The 18,473-nt window shown below is 66.7% G+C and carries 18 protein-coding genes; 4 read left to right on the forward strand and 14 right to left on the reverse strand.

The genetic code is table 11. The features are described 5' to 3' along the window. Positions 1–51: 51 nt before the first annotated feature. Together N5D20_RS21845 and N5D20_RS21850 are read right to left on the reverse strand one after the other, a co-directional pair. The gene (locus N5D20_RS21845; RefSeq protein ID WP_049434260.1) at positions 52–444 is read right to left on the reverse strand and encodes a membrane protein; all 393 of its coding nucleotides are present in this window, start codon (positions 442–444) and stop codon (positions 52–54) included. After that, positions 441–1,625, reverse strand: a complete 1,185-nt coding sequence (locus N5D20_RS21850) for an SAM-dependent methyltransferase (RefSeq protein ID WP_010480950.1) — start codon at positions 1,623–1,625, stop codon at positions 441–443. Before N5D20_RS21850 ends, N5D20_RS21845 begins: the two co-directional genes overlap by 4 nt. Before the next feature lie 59 nt (positions 1,626–1,684). Between N5D20_RS21850 and N5D20_RS21855 the strand changes: the two genes are divergently transcribed. After that, positions 1,685–2,422, forward strand: coding sequence for a pteridine reductase (locus N5D20_RS21855; RefSeq protein WP_008265570.1), 738 nt, complete (start codon positions 1,685–1,687; stop codon positions 2,420–2,422). Between the two features lie 60 nt (positions 2,423–2,482). Here the strand turns inward: N5D20_RS21855 and folK are convergent, their stop codons facing one another. Then, complete coding sequence (gene folK / locus N5D20_RS21860) at positions 2,483–2,968, reverse strand: 2-amino-4-hydroxy-6-hydroxymethyldihydropteridine diphosphokinase (protein WP_010480956.1); 486 nt, start codon at positions 2,966–2,968, stop codon at positions 2,483–2,485. A 91-nt stretch (positions 2,969–3,059) separates the two neighbouring features. On the opposite strand from folK, the gene N5D20_RS21865 reads away from it, so the two are divergent. Next, positions 3,060–3,800, forward strand: coding sequence for a 20S proteasome subunit A/B (locus tag N5D20_RS21865; RefSeq protein WP_071305865.1), 741 nt, complete (start codon positions 3,060–3,062; stop codon positions 3,798–3,800). A gap of 80 nt (positions 3,801–3,880) precedes the next feature. On the opposite strand, the gene N5D20_RS21870 is transcribed toward N5D20_RS21865, so the two are convergent. The 4 genes from N5D20_RS21870 to N5D20_RS21885 all read right to left on the reverse strand — a co-directional run bounded on the left by N5D20_RS21870 (position 3,881) and on the right by N5D20_RS21885 (position 8,267). After that, positions 3,881–5,392, reverse strand: a complete 1,512-nt coding sequence (locus N5D20_RS21870; protein WP_010480961.1) for a hybrid sensor histidine kinase/response regulator — start codon at positions 5,390–5,392, stop codon at positions 3,881–3,883. A gap of 4 nt (positions 5,393–5,396) precedes the next feature. Next, positions 5,397–5,837, reverse strand: coding sequence for a response regulator (locus tag N5D20_RS21875; protein ID WP_005411057.1), 441 nt, complete (start codon positions 5,835–5,837; stop codon positions 5,397–5,399). Then, positions 5,834–7,651 (reverse strand): ATP-binding protein, encoded by a 1,818-nt coding sequence (locus N5D20_RS21880; protein ID WP_197579898.1) that lies wholly within the window; start codon positions 7,649–7,651, stop codon positions 5,834–5,836. The genes N5D20_RS21875 and N5D20_RS21880 overlap by 4 nt, the downstream gene beginning before the upstream one ends. 232 nt (positions 7,652–7,883) lie before the next feature. After that, entirely contained in the window at positions 7,884–8,267 is a 384-nt protein-coding gene (locus N5D20_RS21885; protein ID WP_049429380.1) for a BON domain-containing protein, read from the reverse strand. 170 nt (positions 8,268–8,437) lie between these two features. Here N5D20_RS21885 and N5D20_RS21890 point away from each other — a divergent pair, with 170 nt between their 5' ends. Beyond that, a complete protein-coding gene (locus tag N5D20_RS21890) occupies positions 8,438–9,481 on the forward strand; it encodes an oxidoreductase (protein WP_197579900.1) in 1,044 nt (347 codons plus the stop codon). A 153-nt stretch (positions 9,482–9,634) separates the two neighbouring features. On the opposite strand, the gene gnd is transcribed toward N5D20_RS21890, so the two are convergent. From gnd to N5D20_RS21925, 7 genes are all read right to left on the reverse strand, one after another. Continuing rightward, positions 9,635–10,540 (reverse strand): phosphogluconate dehydrogenase (NAD(+)-dependent, decarboxylating), encoded by a 906-nt coding sequence (gene gnd / locus N5D20_RS21895; RefSeq protein ID WP_197579902.1) that lies wholly within the window; start codon positions 10,538–10,540, stop codon positions 9,635–9,637. Positions 10,541–10,550: 10 nt separating this feature from the next. Next, positions 10,551–11,789, reverse strand: coding sequence for a hypothetical protein (locus N5D20_RS21900; protein ID WP_049434285.1), 1,239 nt, complete (start codon positions 11,787–11,789; stop codon positions 10,551–10,553). A gap of 17 nt (positions 11,790–11,806) precedes the next feature. After that, positions 11,807–12,397 (reverse strand): DUF2242 domain-containing protein, encoded by a 591-nt coding sequence (locus N5D20_RS21905; protein WP_049434270.1) that lies wholly within the window; start codon positions 12,395–12,397, stop codon positions 11,807–11,809. A gap of 233 nt (positions 12,398–12,630) precedes the next feature. Next, positions 12,631–14,808 (reverse strand): carboxy terminal-processing peptidase, encoded by a 2,178-nt coding sequence (locus tag N5D20_RS21910; RefSeq protein WP_032130309.1) that lies wholly within the window; start codon positions 14,806–14,808, stop codon positions 12,631–12,633. Between the two features lie 278 nt (positions 14,809–15,086). Beyond that, the gene (lipA, locus tag N5D20_RS21915) at positions 15,087–16,097 is read right to left on the reverse strand and encodes a lipoyl synthase (protein WP_049434271.1); all 1,011 of its coding nucleotides are present in this window, start codon (positions 16,095–16,097) and stop codon (positions 15,087–15,089) included. 18 nt (positions 16,098–16,115) lie between these two features. Beyond that, positions 16,116–16,826, reverse strand: coding sequence for a lipoyl(octanoyl) transferase LipB (gene lipB, locus N5D20_RS21920; RefSeq protein WP_032130311.1), 711 nt, complete (start codon positions 16,824–16,826; stop codon positions 16,116–16,118). Further along, positions 16,814–17,092: a YbeD family protein gene (locus tag N5D20_RS21925; protein WP_005411067.1), complete on the reverse strand. Its 279-nt coding sequence runs from the start codon at positions 17,090–17,092 to the stop codon at positions 16,814–16,816. Before N5D20_RS21925 ends, lipB begins: the two co-directional genes overlap by 13 nt. A gap of 262 nt (positions 17,093–17,354) precedes the next feature. On the opposite strand from N5D20_RS21925, the gene N5D20_RS21930 reads away from it, so the two are divergent. Then, the gene (locus N5D20_RS21930; RefSeq protein ID WP_029379720.1) at positions 17,355–18,428 is read left to right on the forward strand and encodes a lipid A deacylase LpxR family protein; all 1,074 of its coding nucleotides are present in this window, start codon (positions 17,355–17,357) and stop codon (positions 18,426–18,428) included. The last annotated feature ends 45 nt before the right edge of the window (positions 18,429–18,473 follow it).

The raw sequence follows: 18,473 nt of genomic DNA on the forward strand, positions 1-18,473 counted from the left end.
CGGCTGCTTTTCAACCGGAAAGCCGAGCATGGGCTCGGCTCTACAGGAACCTCACCCGCGCCAGCGCAGCAGCAGGTCGCGCATCGGGGTCAATGCAGTGGCCATACCGGCCAGCACGCCAATCGTGTTGGCGACGGCATCCATCGGGTCGGCCATGCGGTTGCTGGTCAGCGCGCCCTGCGCAAATTCGATGCCGATCCCCATCAGCACCAGGCCCACGCCTACCCACAGCAGCGGACGCCCGCGGCGGAACAGCTGCACCGCGCTGCCGGCCAGGATGAAATAGGCGAGGAAGTGTTCGCCCTTGTCGCTGTTTTCCGGCAGCGGAATCGGCGGCGGCGGGATCAGGCAGACCACGATCACCACCAGCACCGCCAGCGCCCACAGCGCGCCCCACAACCGCGGCCGCCGCAGCGGCTTGATCACAGGCAACACCTCACTCACAGGCGCCAGCTCAGGTCACCCAGCTCGAAGGCCGGCTCGAAGTCGACGCCACGCTGCAGGCCGATGGCCTGGAAGCGCTCGCCCATCTCGGTCGGCAAGGTCAGCTTCTTCACCTGGTCGCGCAGCTGGATGCGGCCGACCTCGTCGGTGCGTTCCTCGGCCAGCAGCAGCACCTGGTCCAGGCCATTACCGAGCAGGAAGCTGGCCTGGCTGCAGTAGCCGGCCAGCTCGAAACCGCCGTGCATGCCGGCCTCGGCCATCGCGGTGAAATCCACCGACGCCGTAATGTCCTGCAGGCCCGGCCAGCGGTGCACGTCGTTGTGCACGTGGTGGCGGTAGAACGCGCGCACGGTGCCATCGTCGCGGTCGTGCTGGTAGAACTCGCCGCGGTTGTAACCGTAGTCGACGAACAGCATCGCGCCACGCTGCAGGCCGCCGGCCACCGCCTGCAGCCAGTACGGCAGCTGCGGCAGCACCTCGGAGCGGTAGCCTTCGGCGAAGGGCTTTTCCAGGTAGCGCTCGATGTGGCGCACCGCACCGTTGAGCAGGATATCGGCCGGCTGCGCACCACGGATGAAGTTGCCTTCGGCATCCAGCTCGACGGTTTCCTCATAGACCTCGCCATCGCGGATCAGGAAGCGCGGCGTCGGCAGCGCGTCGATCACCTCGTTGGCGAACACCACGCCTTCCCAGTCCTCTTCGAACGGGCGGTCGACCCAGTCCACGCGCGCGGCCAGCTCGGCCGGCAGGTTCTGCTGCAGGCGCTGCTGCTGGCGCTCGCGCAGGTCCGCGCTGGGTTCGAGGATGGCATAGCGCGACGGCAGCGCGTCCAGTTCGGCCAGGCGCAGCAGCACGGCCTCGGCAAAGGCGCCGGTACCGCCGCCCAGTTCCAGCATCCGCGCCTGTGCACCCAGCTGCGCGAACACCGGCGCCAGCGCATTGGCCACGCTGCCGGCGAACAGGCTGCCAAGCTCGGGCGCGGTGGTGAAGTCACCACTGCCACCGAACTTGCTGGCGCCGGCGCTGTAGTAACCCCAGCCAGGGGTATACAGGCACAGCTCCATGAAGCGCGAGAAGGGCATCGCCCCGCCCTGGGCAAGGATCTCGGCGCGCAGGGCGGCGGCCAGCTGGTCGCTGTGGGCCAGGGCATCGGCTTCGGGCAGGGGGAAGGTGGGCTGCATGGCGTCTTCGAATGCGGTGACAATGGTGCACAGGATAGCCGAGCCTTGGAGGACCCTCGATGAGCGACACCCACCCCGTGGTCCTGATCACCGGCAGCGCGCGCCGGATCGGTGCGGCCATCGCCCGCCAGTTCCACGCCTGTGGCTGGTCGGTGGTGCTGCACGCCAACACCTCCAGCGCCGAGCTGCAGCAGGCCGCGTTCGATTTCGACAACGTGCGCCCCGGCAGCGTGCTGGCCCTGCAGGCCGACCTGCGTGACGCCGACGCCCTGCCCGACCTGGTGGAACAGGCCGTCACCCACTTCGGCCGCCTGGATGCGCTGGTCAACAATGCCTCCAACTTCTTCCCCACCCCGCTCGGCCAGGTCACCGCCGAGGCGATGGACGAGCTGTATGCGGTCAATGCACGCGCGCCGCTGCTGCTGTCACAGGCCGCCGCGCCCTACCTGCGCCGCCAGCAGGGCTGCATCGTCAACCTGACCGACCTGCACGGCACCGACCCGATGCGCGACCACATCGCCTACACCATGGCCAAGGCTGCGCTGGAAATGGCCACCCGCTCGCTGGCGCTGGAGCTGGCGCCGAAGGTGCGGGTCAATGCGGTGGCGCCCGGCGCGATCCTGTGGCCGGAACAGGGCAAGGACGATTTCGCCCGCGAGGCGCTGCTGGCGCGCACGCCGCTGGCGCGGATCGGCACGGTCGAGGAGATTGCCGAAGCGGTGTACTGGCTGGTGGCCGAAGCCAGCTTCGTCACCGGCCACACCCTGCGCGTGGATGGCGGGCGCACGGTCAGTTGAAGCGTTGCCGGCCAGCGACCGGCACTACCGGTAGTGCCGGCCGCTGGCCGGCGACCTCCCTCATTCCAGGTCGACCACCTCGAACGCTTCGCCAAACTGCGTGTGCGCACGCCACAGCGTGGCCAGGTCCAATCCGCTGACCGGGTCGATGAAGTCCGGGGCGATGTCGGCCAGCGGCTTCAGCACGAAGGCATGCTTCAGCTCCGGGCGCGGGATGCGCAGGTGGCCGGGGCCTTCCACCACCAGGTCACCGTAGAACACCACGTCGATGTCCAGGGTCCGGTCGGAGAAGCGCGGCCCGCTGCGGTCGCGGCCGTGCGCGTCTTCCAGCGCGTGCAGCCAGTCGTCCAGTTCCTGGAGCGGCAGGTCGGTGTCGATCGCCACGGCATTGTTGAGGAAGGCCGGGCCGTCGAAGCCGACCGCGGCAGTACGGTAGGCCGGCGACACCCGCAGCGCGCCGAAGCGCTCGCGCAGGGCCGTCACCGCGGCGTGGAGGTAGCGGCGGGGCTGGACGTTGCTGCCCAGGCTCAGGAGCACGGTGGTCATGCGGTTCAGGTGACGGCACTTGGGGGGCGTGGACATGCCGTCGTCACGGCGGCCTGCCTACAATCCGGGACGCACATGATAGGGCACCGACATGACCTATTGCGTTGGAATCGAGGTGGACGAGGGCCTGGTCTTCGCTGCCGACACCCGGACCAATGCCTCGCTGGACGATGTGCGCGTGCACCGCAAGCTGCACGTGTTCGAGTACCCCGGCCAGGCAGCCTACGTGCTGATGGCGGCTGGCAACCTGGCCACCACCCAGCTGCTGGTGTCGCGCCTGGGGCGCGACGCCAGTGAACGACGCACGCCCAACCTGCACGACATGACCCACCTGTTCGAGGCTGCCGAGTACGTCGGCCAGCTGCTGGTGGACAGCCAGGTGCACAGCAGCCACAGCGAACATGGCCACGATGGGGTCAACACCCAGGCCACGCTGATCTTCGGCGGCCAGATCGCCGGCGAGCGGCCCGGGCTGTACATGATCTACCCGCTCGGCAACGCCATCGCCGCCTCGCCGGAGACGCCCTACCTGCAGATCGGTGAGTCGAAGTACGGCAAGCCGATCCTCGACCGCATTCTCAGCCCGGCCACCCGCCTGGAAGACGCGGCGCGCACGGCGATCGTCTCGCTGGACTCCACCATCCGTTCCAACCTGTCGGTGGGCCTGCCGATCGATCTTGCGCTGCTGCGCGACGGCGAGCTGCGCATCGGCCAGCAGCTGCGGCTGGGCGCGGATTCGGCGTTGTATGCCGACATCCATCAGAACTGGTCGCGGCGGCTGGAACAGGCGGTGGACGCCCTGCCGCGGTTCCCCTGGGAAACCGTCCTGTAGAGCCGGGCCCATGCTCGGCTGTCGAGGTAAATACGAACAGCAGCCGGGCATAGGCTCGGCTCTACAGAACTCCAGCGGCATCAACCCAGCGCTTCGGCCACCGCGCGGAAGACCTGCTGCATCTGCAGCGGCTTGCGCAGCACATGCACCTCCACACCGGCCGGGAATGCATCGGCCGAGACCGGCACCGCAGGGTCTTCCAGCACCAGCGCCGGGCCGCGATAGCCCAGTGCTGCCATCTCGCCCAGCAGCTGGCTGGCCGGCAGCAGCTTGGAGCCGGCGTCGGCGATCACCAGTGCCGGCAACGCCTCCTGCTGCATCCAGCGCAGCGCAGCCGGGCCGTCGGACGCCAGCTGCAGCTGGTAGCCCTGGCTGGACAGCGCATTGCCCAGCAGCGACAGGCGCGTGGCTTCGCCATCGACCACCAGGATCGACTGGCCACTGCCCAAGGCCACCAGCTGTTCGATCGGCTCACTGCCATCAATGGCGTCGTGCATCGGCAGACGCAGTTCGAAGCAGGTGCCCTGCCCCGGCTGGCTGCTGACGTGGATGCTGCCGCCGGCGCCTTCAACAATGCGCTTGCAGGAGATCAGGCCCAGGCCGGTGCCATCGGCCTTGGTGGTGAAGAACGGATTGAACAGATGCGACAGCGTGTCCGCATCCATACCGATGCCTTCGTCGGCGACCCGGATATGCATCCAGTCCACGCCATCGCGCTGGCCGGCATGGCTGGCGGTCAGGCTCAGGCGACCGCCGTTGGGCATCGCCTGGATCGCGTTGAGCGCCAGGTTCAGCATCACCTGCTGAAGTTCGGTGTAGTTGGCATCGACCACCAGGCCTTCGTCCTGCACCTGCAGTTCCAGGCGCACGGCGTCGGGCACGTTGCTGCGCAACAGCAGCGCCACCGCATCGAACAGGCCATCGATCTCGATGCGTTCGCTCGGCTTGCGCGAACCGCGCACGAACGACAGCATCGATTCGGCCATCTCATGGCCACGGCGGCCGCACTCGGCGATGACATCGGCCAGATGGTGCAGCTGCGGATCGTCGGTTCGCGCCTTCAGCAGGTCCGGCATGATCAGCAGCGGCTGCAGGATGTTGCGCAGGTCGTGGCTGAGGCCGGCGGCGAGCAGCGACAGGCTTTCCAGGCGCTGTGCGCGCATCAGTTCGGTTTCCACCCGTGCGCGCTCTATGGCGCTGCGGGCATCGCGGATCGCACGCGCCACCGCCGACGGCAGGCGCGCCGGCAGGTGCTTGATGATGTAATCGTTGGCGCCCTTCTGCAGCGCCGCCACCGCGTTCTCCTCACCCATGGTGCCGGAGACGAAGATGAAGGGCACTTCCGGTGAGGTCTCGCGCACGATGCGCAGCGCATCGTCACCGGAGAACCCCGGCATGCTCAGATCGGACAGCACGATGTCCGGCTGGAACGCGACCAGTGCCTGGCGCAGTTCGGCCTCGCTTTCGACGCGCTCGAAACGGGCCTCCAGGCCCGCATCGAGCATCTGTTCGGACATCAGCTCGGCATCTTCCGGTGAGTCCTCCACCAGCAGGATGCGCAGCGCCCCGAGGGCGGGACCGGTCAGGGGCATGGGCTCACTCGAGTTCCGGTGCCTGGTTGATCAACGCCCAGAACTTGCCCAGGGTCTGCACCGCGCCGAAGAACTGGTCCACGTCCACCGGCTTGACCACGTAGGCGTTCACGCCCATGTCCCAGCTGCGGGCCAGGTCGCTTTCCTCGCGCGAGGACGACAGGATCACCACCGGCAGGCGCTTGAGCTCTTCGTGCTCGCGGATCTGCCGCAGCACTTCCAGGCCATCCATGCGCGGCATCTTGATGTCCAGCAGCAGCACCGCCGGCAGGCCTTCCTCACGGTTGGCGAAAGCACCACGGCGCAACAGGTAGTCCATCACCTCCACGCCATCCTCGACGTGCACGATGGGGTTGGCCAGACGCGCCTCTTCCAGGGCGTCGATCGCCATTTCAGCATCAGCCGGGCTGTCTTCGGCGAGAAGAATGGTGCGCAGAGTGGTCATGCAGAAGGCCCTTGTTTGTCCGCATCGGTCGCGGGAGGCAGGTAGAAGTGGAAAGTGGCGCCGACGTCCGGTTCAGCCTCGGCCCAGATACGGCCACCATGACGGGTGAGCACGCGGCGCACGCTGGCCAGGCCGATGCCGGTACCCGGGTAGTCGCTGGCCTTGTGCAGGCGCTGGAAGACACCAAACAGCTTGCCGGCGTAGGCCATGTCAAAGCCTGCACCATTGTCGCTGACCGTGAACTGATGACCGCCGTCAGGCTGCGGCTGGTAGTCCACGCGGATCTTCGCCGGTTCGCGGTTGCCCGAGTACTTCACCGCGTTGCCGAGCAGGTTCAGCCAGACCTGGCGGATCATGTTCTCATCGCCCACCACGATCGGCAGCGGTGCGATGCTCCACTCCACATGGTGCGCATGGCCGCTGTTCTCGGCCTCGGCCTGCAGGTTGGAATCGAGCATGGCACGGGTATCGGCCACCAGCGACTGCATGTCCACCGCCTGCTGGCGCATTGCCGCGCGGCCCAGCCGCGAATAGACCAGCAGGTCGTCGATCAGTGCCGCCATGCGCCGCGCCGAACTGGAGATCACCTCCAGGTAATGGCGGCTCTTGTCATCGGCGGCGTCGCCCAGATGGCGCGACAGCTTGTCGGAGAATCCGGCCACGTGGCGCAGCGGCGCGCGCAGATCGTGCGAGACCGAATAGCTGAAGGCTTCCAGTTCCCTGTTGACCTCGGACACCTGCGCAACCTTGCCTTCCAGCTGGCGGTTCAGTTCCTCCACCCGCAACTGCACGGCACGCTGCACGGTGACGTCGCTGACCGTGAGCAACACCACTTCGTCGTCGGTGTCCGGCAGCGGCATGCGCCGTGCGTTGAGCAGCATGTAGCGCACCATGCCATCGGCAGCGCGCTGTTCATGCTCGAAGTCCCACAGTTCGCGGCCGCGCAACAGCACATCGGACAGTCGCTGGCGCATCACGGGATCTTTCCACGCGCCGTCGCCGACAGTGTCCAGCAACAGGCCATCGGCGCGTTCATCCTGCAGCCCGTACAACTCGGCGAAGGCAGGGTTGTGCAGCTGCACGCGCAGATCGCGGTCGAGCAGCACGATCGGTTCACGCACGGTCTGCAGCACCGAGGCTGCACGTGCGGCCGAGCGCAGCGACTGCCGTTCGGCATGCAGGCGTCGACCAATCTGCCGCTGCAGCAGCCACAGCACCAGGCCGAGCAGCGACAGCTGGATCACCAGCGAACTCCACGATACCAGCTCGGTCTGCTTGCGCTGGCGGGCAGCCTGCTCGGCACGCTGTGTCAGCAGTTTCTGCTCGCTGGCCTGCAGTTCCTCCACCAGGCCACGGATCGGATAACGCGTGCTCAGATCCTGCACCAGCTCGCGCTGATCACTGTTGGGCTCGGACTTTGCCAGTTCGCGGGCAAGCGCCATGCGACCTTCCAGCATCGACTCGATGCGGCCGATGCGGATCAACTGCTCAGGATTGTCGCGGGTCATCCGTCCCAGTTCAGCCAGGCGCCCGGGAAGGTCATTGGCTTTGGCCATGCGCTCGCGCAGGCCAGGTGCGTCCACGCCCTTGGACAGGGTCAGCGCAGCCGATTCGACATCGCGTACATCGGCCTGCAGCTGTTGCAGCGCCACACCGACGGCCTGGGTATGGTTGACCCAGGCCATCGCCTCTTCGCTGTCCTGCTGCAGTTTGCGCAGGGTCAACCACGGCACCACGATGATCGCGGCAGCGGCCAGCGCCAGGGCCGGCAACCGCCAGCGGTCCCAGATGTCATCACTGAAAACCAGCGCCATAGTTCCTCGTCAGCACAGCCGCAAAGCGTCTGCCGTTACCGGCCCCACTGCGGCGGAACCGGCAATATAGCGCAGGCGGTCACAACTCTGGAATTTCCAGCGCGGTTGGCTGAACGGGTTCGGAATTCGATGCTGTAGAGCCGAGCCCACGCTCGGCTTCCTTGGAGTTCCAGCCGAGCATGTCTCGGCTCTACAGGTCAGTGGGCGCCCCGCATGGGGGCGCCCACCGGGGTCAGCGCTTGGCAGCAGCACTGACCTTCAATGCAGCGGCATCGACGCGGGTCACGCCCTTGATGCCCTTGGCGGTGGTGACCGCCTTGTCCTTCTCTGCCTGGGTGGCCACGGCACCGCTCAGGCTGACCACGCCGTTCACGGTTTCCACCTTGATTTCGGTACCCGGAACGTTGCTGCTGGCAAGCAGGTCGGCCTTCACCTTGGTGGTGATCCAGGTATCGGTCACCGGCTCGTTGGAATCGTGGCGATCAGCATGGGTCGCCGGATGCGCACTGGTCGGCGGGCTCTTTGCGGCCGGGTCCTTGGCAAATGCGGCCGAGGAGGACAGCGCCAGGCCCAGCGTCAGGGCGGAGGCAATCAGCGTGCGGGTCGTATTGCTCATCGTGTCGTACTCCTTCGGAATGTGCTGCCAGTCTGGACAAACCGACGTAGAGCAGGCGTGGCGTTGCGGTCATGCCGCCGTGAATCGGGGCATCTGCAACGACAACCGTTCAGCTTTGGCCCGTGGCCCCGCGTCGTTTACCCTGCCCTTCCCACTGCCGGAGCTCTGCCATGCGCCCCGACCTGCATCTGGCCCTGATCGGCTACGGCCTTGCCGGCCGCGTCTTCCATGCACCCCTGATCCAGCACACGCCGGGCCTGGTGCTGCACAGCATCGTGAGCTCACAGCGCGACACGCTGCTGCGCGCGTTCAGCGACGTGCACGTGCGTGCCACGCCGCAGGAGGTGTTCGACGATCCGGCCGTGGATGCCGTAGTGATCGCCACGCCGAATGAACAGCATGCGCCGCTGGCAATCGCGGCACTGGCTGCGGGCAAGCATGTGCTGGTCGACAAGCCGTTCGCGCTGGACGTGGCCCAAGCGGAAACGGTATTGGCTGCGGCACGCGATGCCGGACGCATCGCCACCGTGTTCCAGAACCGGCGCTTCGATGCCGACTTCCTCACGCTGCAGGCGCTGCTTGCGGACGGGACGCTCGGCGACATTGCCGAGTGCCATGCGCACTTCGATCGCTACCGTCCACAGGTACGCGACCGCTGGCGCGAACAGGATGGCCCCGGCAGTGGCCTGTGGTACGACCTGGGCCCGCATCTGCTGGACCAGATGGTGATGCTGTTCGGCTGGCCCGAGGCGGTCGATGCCGATCTGGCCGTGCAGCGCGAAGGTGGCAGCGGCATCGATTACTTCCACGCGGTACTGCACTACCCGCGGCATCGCGCGATCATCCATTCCGGTTCGCTGGTGGCGGCGCAGACGCCGCACTTCAGCGTGCATGGCAGCAAGGCCAGCTGGATCAAGCACGGCCTGGACGTGCAGGAGGCGCAGCTGCGCCGCGGTGTGGCACCCGGTGCGCCGGGCTGGGGTATCGATCCGCGGCATGGTGAGCTGGTGCGCTGCGATGCCGAAGACAACGTGCAGCGCACGACGGTCGACAACCTGCCCGGTGACTACCGGCGGCTGTATGCACAGTTCGCGGCGGCGATGCATGGCGACGGAGAAGCCACGGTCAGCCCGGTGCAGGCGTTGCAGTTGATGCGGCTGCTGCAGGCCGGCATGGACAGTGCGCGCGAAGGGCGGCGAATCGCGTTGGGGTGATCGGCAGGGCTGCGCCCTGCACCTGCCGAATCAACGGCAACGTCAACGTCTAAAGCGGGCATTCCGTGAATGACGTGGAAACGATCGGAGACAGCTTTCCTGATGGGGTCGGAGCCCTTTCCTGCGGAAAGGGCTCCGACCCCGGCTTCGTGCTTACGACTTCTTGATCGCGTGGCCGCCGAATTCATTGCGCATCGCCGACAGCAGGCGGTCGGTGAACGAATTGGATTCACGCGAGCGCAGGCGTTCCAGCAGCGACAAGGTGATCACCGGTGCCGGCACATCCAGTGCGATCGCTTCGGCCACGGTCCAGCGGCCTTCACCAGAATCCTCCACGTACGGCGCGATGCCATCCAGCGACGGATTGCGCTTGAGGGCTTCGGTGCTCAGGTCCAGCAGCCACGAGCGCACCACGCTGCCGTGGCGCCACACCTCGGCCACCTGGGCCAGGTCCAGCTCCATCTCCTGCTTGCGCTCCATCAACGCGAAGCCTTCGGCGTAGGCCTGCATCATTCCGTATTCGATGCCGTTGTGGACCATCTTGGTGAAGTGGCCGGCGCCAGACGGACCGACACGTGCCCAGCCGCGATCTTCAGCCGGTGCCAACGTGCGCAGCAGCGGTGCGATCTGCTCCACCACCGGCGCTTCGCCACCGACCATCAGGCTGTAGCCCTCCTGCAGGCCCCACACGCCACCGCTGGTGCCGCAGTCGACGTAGCCCAGGTCATCCTCGGCCAGCGTCTTGGCGCGGCGGATCGAGTCCTGGTAGTTGGAGTTGCCGCCGTCGATCACGATGTCACCTTCGGCCAGGTGCGGGGTCAGCTGGCCCAGCGTCTGGTCGACGGTTTCGCCGGCCGGCACCATCAGCCACACCACGCGCGGTACCGGCAGCGCCGCCACGGCAGCTGCCAGCGAATCGACCACTTCCAGGCCGGCCTCGGCGGCGCGCTGGCGGGCGCCTTCGCCCGGGTCGTAGCCAACCACGCGGTGGCCGCCGCGATGCAGGCGCTGGGCCATGTTGGCGCCCATGCGGCCGAGGCCGATCATTGCAATGTCCATTGTTTCACCTTCAGTTGGGGTCTAGGGTCAGGCTGCCTGGCCTGCCGGTAGCCGCGCAGTGGCGCAGCTGCGCCTCGCGCCAACGCCGGTAGAGCGTGGTATGCAGATTGTGCACCGCCAGGTCGATCGAAAACGGCGTTCGTGGGTTGCGATCAAGCAGGCGGGCGACGTGGTAGCCGATGGGACGTATACCGCGTGGGTGCACATAGATCACGAACTGCTGGTAGAACGGATCGTCCAGCAGCTGGTCCATGCGTGCCAGCGTGGCGTGGTAGCGCGGTTCCAGCCGTGCACGAAGGTCCGGATCGCGCTCGAACAGCAGGCGCTCGAAGTAGCGCTGGCCGATACGCGGGATGTCCTGCGCGAGTTTCCATAGTTCGACATTGCGCTGGTCGTACCAGGCCAGGCCGCCGTGCGCAGCCAGGGCCTGCGCGGCCTCCTCGCCCACCGACACCACCACGAAATTTTCGGCCTGGTTGCTCAGGTCGTCCAGCGTGCCCTTGTCGTACACATGTTCGATGAAACCGGGCACGCCGACGAACGCCTGCCGCCCCATCGCCGAGGTACGCACCGCCTTGCCATCAGCGAAGAAGTCGCCGGCATGCGCGCCGAGCAGGATGCTGTCGGTCCCATGCAGAGCGAGGAAGGTGCCGATCGACAGCTCATCCGCAGCGAACTCCGTATCGAACGCGGCATCACCATACAGCTCTCGTTGCGTAGCCAGCTGCGCGACCTGGCGGCCGACCCCGCACTCGGCACGCACGGCACCGCTGTAGAACGCCTGCAGCGCCTGACTGTTGCCTGCACTGGGCACGAAGCCGCGGCCGAAACTGCGCGTGCGCTGCCAGCCTTGCGCGCGCGGCCCCTGCAGGCCGAAGCCGATCCAGCCCAGCTGCGGGCCGGAGAAGCGGAAGGTGGGGTTGGCCTGCAATGCCGAGGCTGCACGTTGCGTGGCTGCGCCCAACTGGAAGGCATAGGCACAGACCGTCGCAGGGTCATCCAGCAGCTCCTGCAGCACTGCCTGGCGGGCCGCAGCGGGCATTCCGGCCGGCCACTGCACGCGCAGATCGCCCGCCGCCTGTGCTTCAGCCAGCGACGCGCGCGCGCATACCGGACCGCCGTACACCTGGGGTGCACTGACCATGGCCTCGTCGAAGCGCCATCCAAGCCGCTGCAGCAGGCCTTGCCTGCAATCCGGCGCCATGGCCGCGCTGCCCAGCGCAGGCGCCAGCAGCAGAACCACGCCGATCAAACTGGCGCGCACCCTCAACTCTGGTCCGTGCTGGCCGGTGCAGGTTCCGGTGGTGCGGCCGGAGGTGGTGCGGGTGTGCCTGCAGTCGCCGGCAGGTACTGCTGCAGGCGCTGGAAGAAGCGCTGATAGAACCCGGCATCGGTGACCGTGCTGCTGGCCACTTTCACCAGCGAGTCGTCATTGCTGCCGAACGGCAGCGACACCGAGCCCAGCGCACCGACGCCGACACTGGCTGACGTTGGACTCTTCTTCAGCGCATAGCGGTCCTGCACCGCGCTGACGAATACCAACGTCTGGCTGCCACGCGGCGCGCAGGAAATGCGCAGCACCAGCTGCTCGTGGTCGTCTTCGCGCGGCTGGAAGTTCTTGTTGCCCTCCACCTGCGCTTCGTCGGAACGGGCGATGGCGTAGCCCTGGCTGAGCAGGGTGCGCCGCGCCGCTTCGCAGGCGTCGCCCGGGCGACCGTCGACCGTACGCGAGAACGTGTCGCCGGAATCGAAGGATTCGCGCAGCAACGTGCTGTCGGCGGCGCGGCCACCACAGGCCGACAGGATCAGGGCGCTGCCAAGCGCCACAACAGCACTGGAAAGACGGGAGGCCCGCATGGGTACTCCTGCGAGGACGTTACCGCCAAGGGTAGTCCTGCGGCCGTGTGCGGCGGGTCGAAACCGGCATGACCGGGCCACCCCGTTGCTGCCTGTTCATGCACAAAAAAGGGACGGAGGGGATTAAGTCGTTTGTGGCATGTGGCACAAGCGACTTAATCCCCTCCGTCCCCATTTCAAGCAGAAGGGCCGGCAATGCCGGCCCCTCGGGTATCTCACATGCCGCCTCCGGCTCAGTCCGCCCAGCGACCGGCGCCGGTGGACTGCGGCAGCACCTGCGCCGACAGCGGGCGGTCGTTGGCCAGCAGGTTCACCGCATCGGCCAGGATCGAGGCCGACTCGCGCAGCAGCGGGTCAGGACGCTTCTCGGCAGCCTTCTCGCGTGCGGCATCCTTGACGATGTCGCGCTCGTTGCCCGTCAGGCCGTCGTCGTTGCTGTCATCGGCCAGCGGGTCCAGGGCCAGGCCCAGTTCCTTGCGCATCGCCTGGCGCTCCTTGCGCTGGGTGTCCTGGCGCTCACGCTCGGCGCGGCGGGTGGCCTCGTTGAGCGAGATGTACTTCTTCGCGGCCTCGGTGCGGAACTGCTGCACGTCCTCGTTCCACCACTGGAATTCCTTGTCGGCGGCAATGCGCGCGTCATGGCGGGTTTCCAGCTTCGGCAGCAGCGGCGCGAAGTTGCCGTACTGGGTGTGCGGCACGGCGGCGATGCGGGTCCACGGCAGCGCGTTGTCGTAGGTGCTCTCGCCGAACTCGGTGGCATCGACGCTGGCCGGGAAGGCCAGGTCCGGCACCACACCCTTGTGCTGGGTGCTGCTGCCGCTGATGCGGAAGAACTGGGCGATGGTCAGCTTGACCTGACCGAAGCGCTGGGTCTCACCGCTCGGCCAACGGTCGAGGTCGACGATGTTCTGCACGGTGCCCTTGCCGAAGCTGGTCTCACCGATCACAAGGCCACGGCCGTAATCCTGGATGGCACCGGCGAAGATCTCCGAGGCCGAGGCCGAACCGCGGTTGATCAGCACCGCCAGCGGGCCATCCCATGCCACGCCCTGGTTGCGGTCGCTGTTGACGGTGACGCGGCCACCGGACTCGCGCACCTGCACCACCGGGCCCTGCTCGATGAACAGGCCGGTCAGTTCAATGGCTTCATCCAGCGAACCACCGCCGTTGTTGCGCAGATCCAGCACCACGCCATCCAGCTTGTCGTTCTTGAAGCCGGCCAGCAGCTTGGCCACGTCGCGGGTCGCCGAAGCGTAGTCGGCCGCATTGCGGCGACGGCCTTCGAAGTCCTGATAGAAGGTCGGCAGCTTGATCACGCCGACCTTGCGTGCCGGCTCGCCGTTGGCGGCCGGAATGGTCATGGTCTCGCCCTTGGCAGCCTGTTCGGCCAGGCGCACCTTCTGGCGGGTCAGCACCAGCGTGTGGTGCTTGCCGTCGGCACCCTCAGCAGCCGGGATGAACTCCAGCTTGACCTGGGTATCCTTGGCGCCACGGATCTTGGCCACGACATCGTCGATGCGCCAGCCGATCACGTCCTCGACCAGGCCGGACTTGCCCTGGCCGACGCCGACGATACGGTCACCCGGCTTCAGCGTGCCGTCCACCGCAGCCGGACCACCGGCGATGATCTCGCGGATCACCACTACGTCGTCCTGGCGCTGCAGCTGCGCGCCAATGCCTTCCAGCGACAGCGACATCGCTTGGTTGAAGTTCTCGGCGGTGCGCGGGGTGAAGTAATCGGTGTGAGGATCGACCGCGCTGGTGTACGAATTCATGAAGAACTGGAAGACGTCTTCGCCCTTCAGTTCATTGACCGACTTCTCCAGCGTCGCGTAGCGCTTGTCCAGCGTCTTGCGGATGTCGTCCGGCTTCTTGCCGGCCAGCTTCAGGCGCAGCCAGTCGTTCTTCACCGACTTGCGCCACAGCTCATCCAGTTCGGCGCTGCTGGCCGCCCACGGCACCTTCTTGCGGTCGTATTCGAAGCGCTCGTCGGTGGTGAAGTCCGGCTCCTGCTTGAGCAGCTTGCGCGCATAGGCCACACGTTCGCCGACGCGCTGCTTGTAGACCGCGAACACCTGGAACGCCGGCTCCAGCTCGCCGCCACGGATGGCCGAGGAGATGTTGGCTTCGAACGGCGCGAAGCGCGCCACGTCGGCCTGGGTGAAGTACTGCTTGCCGCCGTCCAGCGTCTCCAGGTAGCGCTTGAACACGTCCTTGGAGGTGGCCTCGTCCAGCGCACGCGGGCGGTAGGCGTAACGGCTGTCGGACAGCAGGCCGTACACCAGCTTGGAGGTGGTCACCTGATCGGCGGTTGCCGCGGCGGGCAATGCCGGCGAGTCGGCCTTGGCCGCCAGCGCCAGCGGCGCGACCAGCGCCAGGGCCATCAGGAATGCGGGGGCTTTGAATTTCATTGACGTGCTCGAAGGCGCCTTGCCAAGGGGGAGACTGCGTGGTGTTCAGACACCACGACAGTGCCGAAAGTTGCCGGGTTTGTCACCCGGCCGCGCTCGGTGGAAAACCAGCCTAGCGGGGCCGGTGTAGCAAATTGTGAATGCATGTAGAGCCGAGCCCATGCTCGGCTGGCCGGCAGCAAGCAGCCGAGCATGGGCTCGGCTCTACGGCAGGCAGAGGTGTGCGGACCAACGGTCCGCACCCACAGGAAAAGTAGCTCCCACCCACCGGCAGAGTGTCAGGAAACGCCAGCGCCCTTGGCCTGCACGTCGGCGTGGTACGACGAGCGCACCATCGGGCCGGAGGCCACGTGGCTGAAGCCCAGCTCGTAGCCGTAGACTTCCAGCGCCTTGTAGTCCTCGGGCGTCCAGTACTTCAGCACGGGGTGATGGTGCGCGGTCGGCTGCAGGTACTGGCCGATGGTGATCATGTCCACGTCGTGCGCGCGCAGGTCACGCAGGGTGGCCTTGATCTGTTCGAAGTCTTCGCCCAGGCCCAGCATGATGCCGCTCTTGGTCGGCACGTCCGGGTGCTGCGCCTTGAAGTTCTTCAGCAGGTTCAGCGACCACTGGTAGTCCGCACCCGGGCGCACGTTGCGGTACAGGTCCGGCACGGTTTCAATGTTGTGGTTGAACACATCCGGCGGGTTCTGCGCCAGGATCTCCAGCGCGCGTTCCATGCGGCCCTTGCCGCGGAAGTCCGGGGTCAGCACTTCGATGCGGGTACCCGGCGACTTCTCGCGGATGGCGCTGATGCAGTCGACGAAGTGCTGGGCACCGCCGTCGCGCAGGTCATCGCGGTCGACGCTGGTCACCACCACGTACTTCAGGCCCATGTCGGCCACGGTCTGGCCGAGGCTGGCCGGTTCGTTGGCATCCGGCGGCTTCGGGCGGCCGTGGGCCACGTCGCAGAACGAGCAGCGGCGCGTGCAGACTTCACCAAGGATCATGAAGGTGGCGGTGCCATGGCCGAAGCACTCGTGGATGTTCGGGCAGCTGGCTTCCTCGCACACCGTCACCAGGCGGTTCTCGCGCAGCTTGGCCTTCAGGTTCTGCACGGCGTTGCCCGAAGGAATGCGCACGCGGATCCAGGACGGCTTGCGCAGCACCGGCGCGTCGGCGAACTGCACCGGCGAGCGGTTGATCTTGTCACCGCCCAGCTGCTTGACCCCGGCCTGCAACGGCGCGGCGGACGGAGAGTCGCCCTGCACGATCTGCAGGGGAATGGAACGGGCGGTGGTTTCAGTCATGGCAGTTCCGGGGGGCGGTCAGGCGGCCGCAGAAAGATCAGGCAGTTCGGGCGTGGGCTGCAGCAGCAGGCCAAACTGGCGGGCCAGGTGGTCCAGCAGCACCGGCTTGACGGCCTCCATCCCGGAGGGCCCGCCCAAGTCTACTACCGAGGTCACCTGCAACCCCTGATAGCCACAGGGGTTGATACGGTGGAAAGGTTCCAGGTCCATGGCCACGTTGAAGGCCAGGCCATGGAAGGTACAGCCGCGGCGCACGCGGATGCCGAGCGCGGCGATCTTGGCGCCACCGACGTAGACGCCCGGGGCGCCCTCGCGGCGTTCGGCACCGATGTTCCACTCGGCCAGGGTATCGATGATGGCCTGCTCGATGCGGCATACGTAGTCGCGCACACCGATGCCCAGCCGTGGCAGGCGCAGCAGCGGATAGACCACCAGCTGGCCGGGGCCGTGATAGGTCACCTGGCCACCGCGGTCCACATGCAGCACCGGAATCTCGCCCGGCGCCAGCACGTGCTCGTCCTTGCCGGCCTGGCCCAGGGTGAATACCGGGTCGTGCTCGACCACCCACAGCTCATCGGCGTCGGCCTCGCTGCGCTGATCGGTGAAGCGCTGCATGGCGCGCCACACCGGCTCGTACGCCTGGCGGCCGAGGTCGCGGACCAGCGCCGGACGCGGCGCGCGGTCTTCCGGGGCGGCTTCGGCCGGGCAGCTGTCGGCTACAGCGTCCACTTCACTTCCGGGTGGTCGCGCAGCGCCTGGTGCGCCAGGTCGTACTGTTCGCGGCTCTCGGCCTTGAACACGATGCGGACGGACACGTACTTGCCGTTGGAGGAATGCTTCCAGCTGATGCGTTCATTGACGACATCGATGCCGGCAGCCAGCAGCAGGCGGGGGAGCTCATGTTCCAGGCCGCGGTTGGCCGGGCCCATGGCACTGAGCTCGAACTGGCCGGGGAACTGGAAGCCGTGGTCGGGGTTGTCGGACTTGATTTCCATGCCCCCATTATCGGGCCGCAGGGCAACAAACCCAAGAGTATTCATCAACGTCAAACAGTGCACCGGTGAGTCGCTGCGTTGCAGCTGAACGGCCGTTCAGCATCAGCCTTGGCCCCATCGCGCACCGCAGGACAGTGCAGCATTGTCTTCACGAGACAATGTCGTTTTCGGAACAGACAAGTGATCCGAACGCGCTCGTTCCATCACGTTCGCGCGAGTACCGTGTCGCAGCATATAACGACAGACAGAAACAACTTCTCCCATGAGCCCCCCTTCCCAACGCCGCCTTGCAGCCCTCGGGCTGTCCGGCCTGCTGGCTGCTGCCCTCCCCCTTGCCGCCCAGGCGGCCGAACAATGTGGTCCGGACGCAATGCGCGACCACCCGCCGCAGGTCAATTTCCGCGTCGACAATGACCTGTTCGGCGGCCGCCACCAGGACCAGGGCTACACCAACGGTGCACTGTTGACCCTGGTCTCGCCCAATCTGGTCGATTACACCGACGACCCCTGCCTGCCGCGCATGGCGCGCTGGGTGAACCAGTACCTGGAAGGGCTGCACCCGGGCAAGTTCGAACAGCAGAACATGATCTTCAGCATCGGCCAGGGCATCTTCACGCCGACCGATTTCAGCCGCAGGGACCTGATCGAGGACGACCGCCCTTACGCTGGCGTACTGATCGCAAACTTCGGTTTCAATGCGCGCAGCGGCGACCGCCTGCAGACCACCCAGCTGACGCTGGGCGTGGTCGGCCCGTGGGCACAGGGCAAGCAAGTGCAGAACGCCGTGCACGACGTGCTGGGCGACGAGAAATTCAAGGGCTGGGACAACCAGCTGCACAACGAGCCGCTGTTCATGCTGACCCATGAGCGCATGCGCCGCTGGCCGGGCGATGCCAGCGTCAATGCCGACGGCTGGGGTTGGGACGCCATCAGCCACTACGGTGGATCGATCGGCAACCTGGAAACCAAGGCCAACCTCGGCGGTGAAGTGCGCTTCGGCTGGAAGCTGCCGGACGACTTCGGCAGCACGCCGTTGCGCCCGGCCGGCGAGAACACTGCGCCGACCCGCGGCGGTCGTCCCAATGGCTGGTCCTGGCACCTGTTCGCGACCTCGGACGCTGCCTGGGTGATCCGCGACATCACACTGGACGGCAACACGTTCCGCAACAGTCACAGCGTGGACAAGCGCCATGTGGTGGCTTACGGCGGCTACGGCGTGGCCGTGATGTACGGACGCTGGAAGTTCGCCGCGGCGCGTTACCACAGCACGCGCGAGTTCAACGGCCAGCGCGAAGCGCCGGTGTTCGGCAGCTTCACCATCAGCCGGTCGCTGTAGGTAGGTGCCGACCGTTGGTCGGCACACCGGTTGATGGCAACGACA

The organism is Stenotrophomonas sp. GD03877 (assembly GCF_029840555.1).
GTDB lineage: Bacteria > Pseudomonadota > Gammaproteobacteria > Xanthomonadales > Xanthomonadaceae > Stenotrophomonas > Stenotrophomonas geniculata.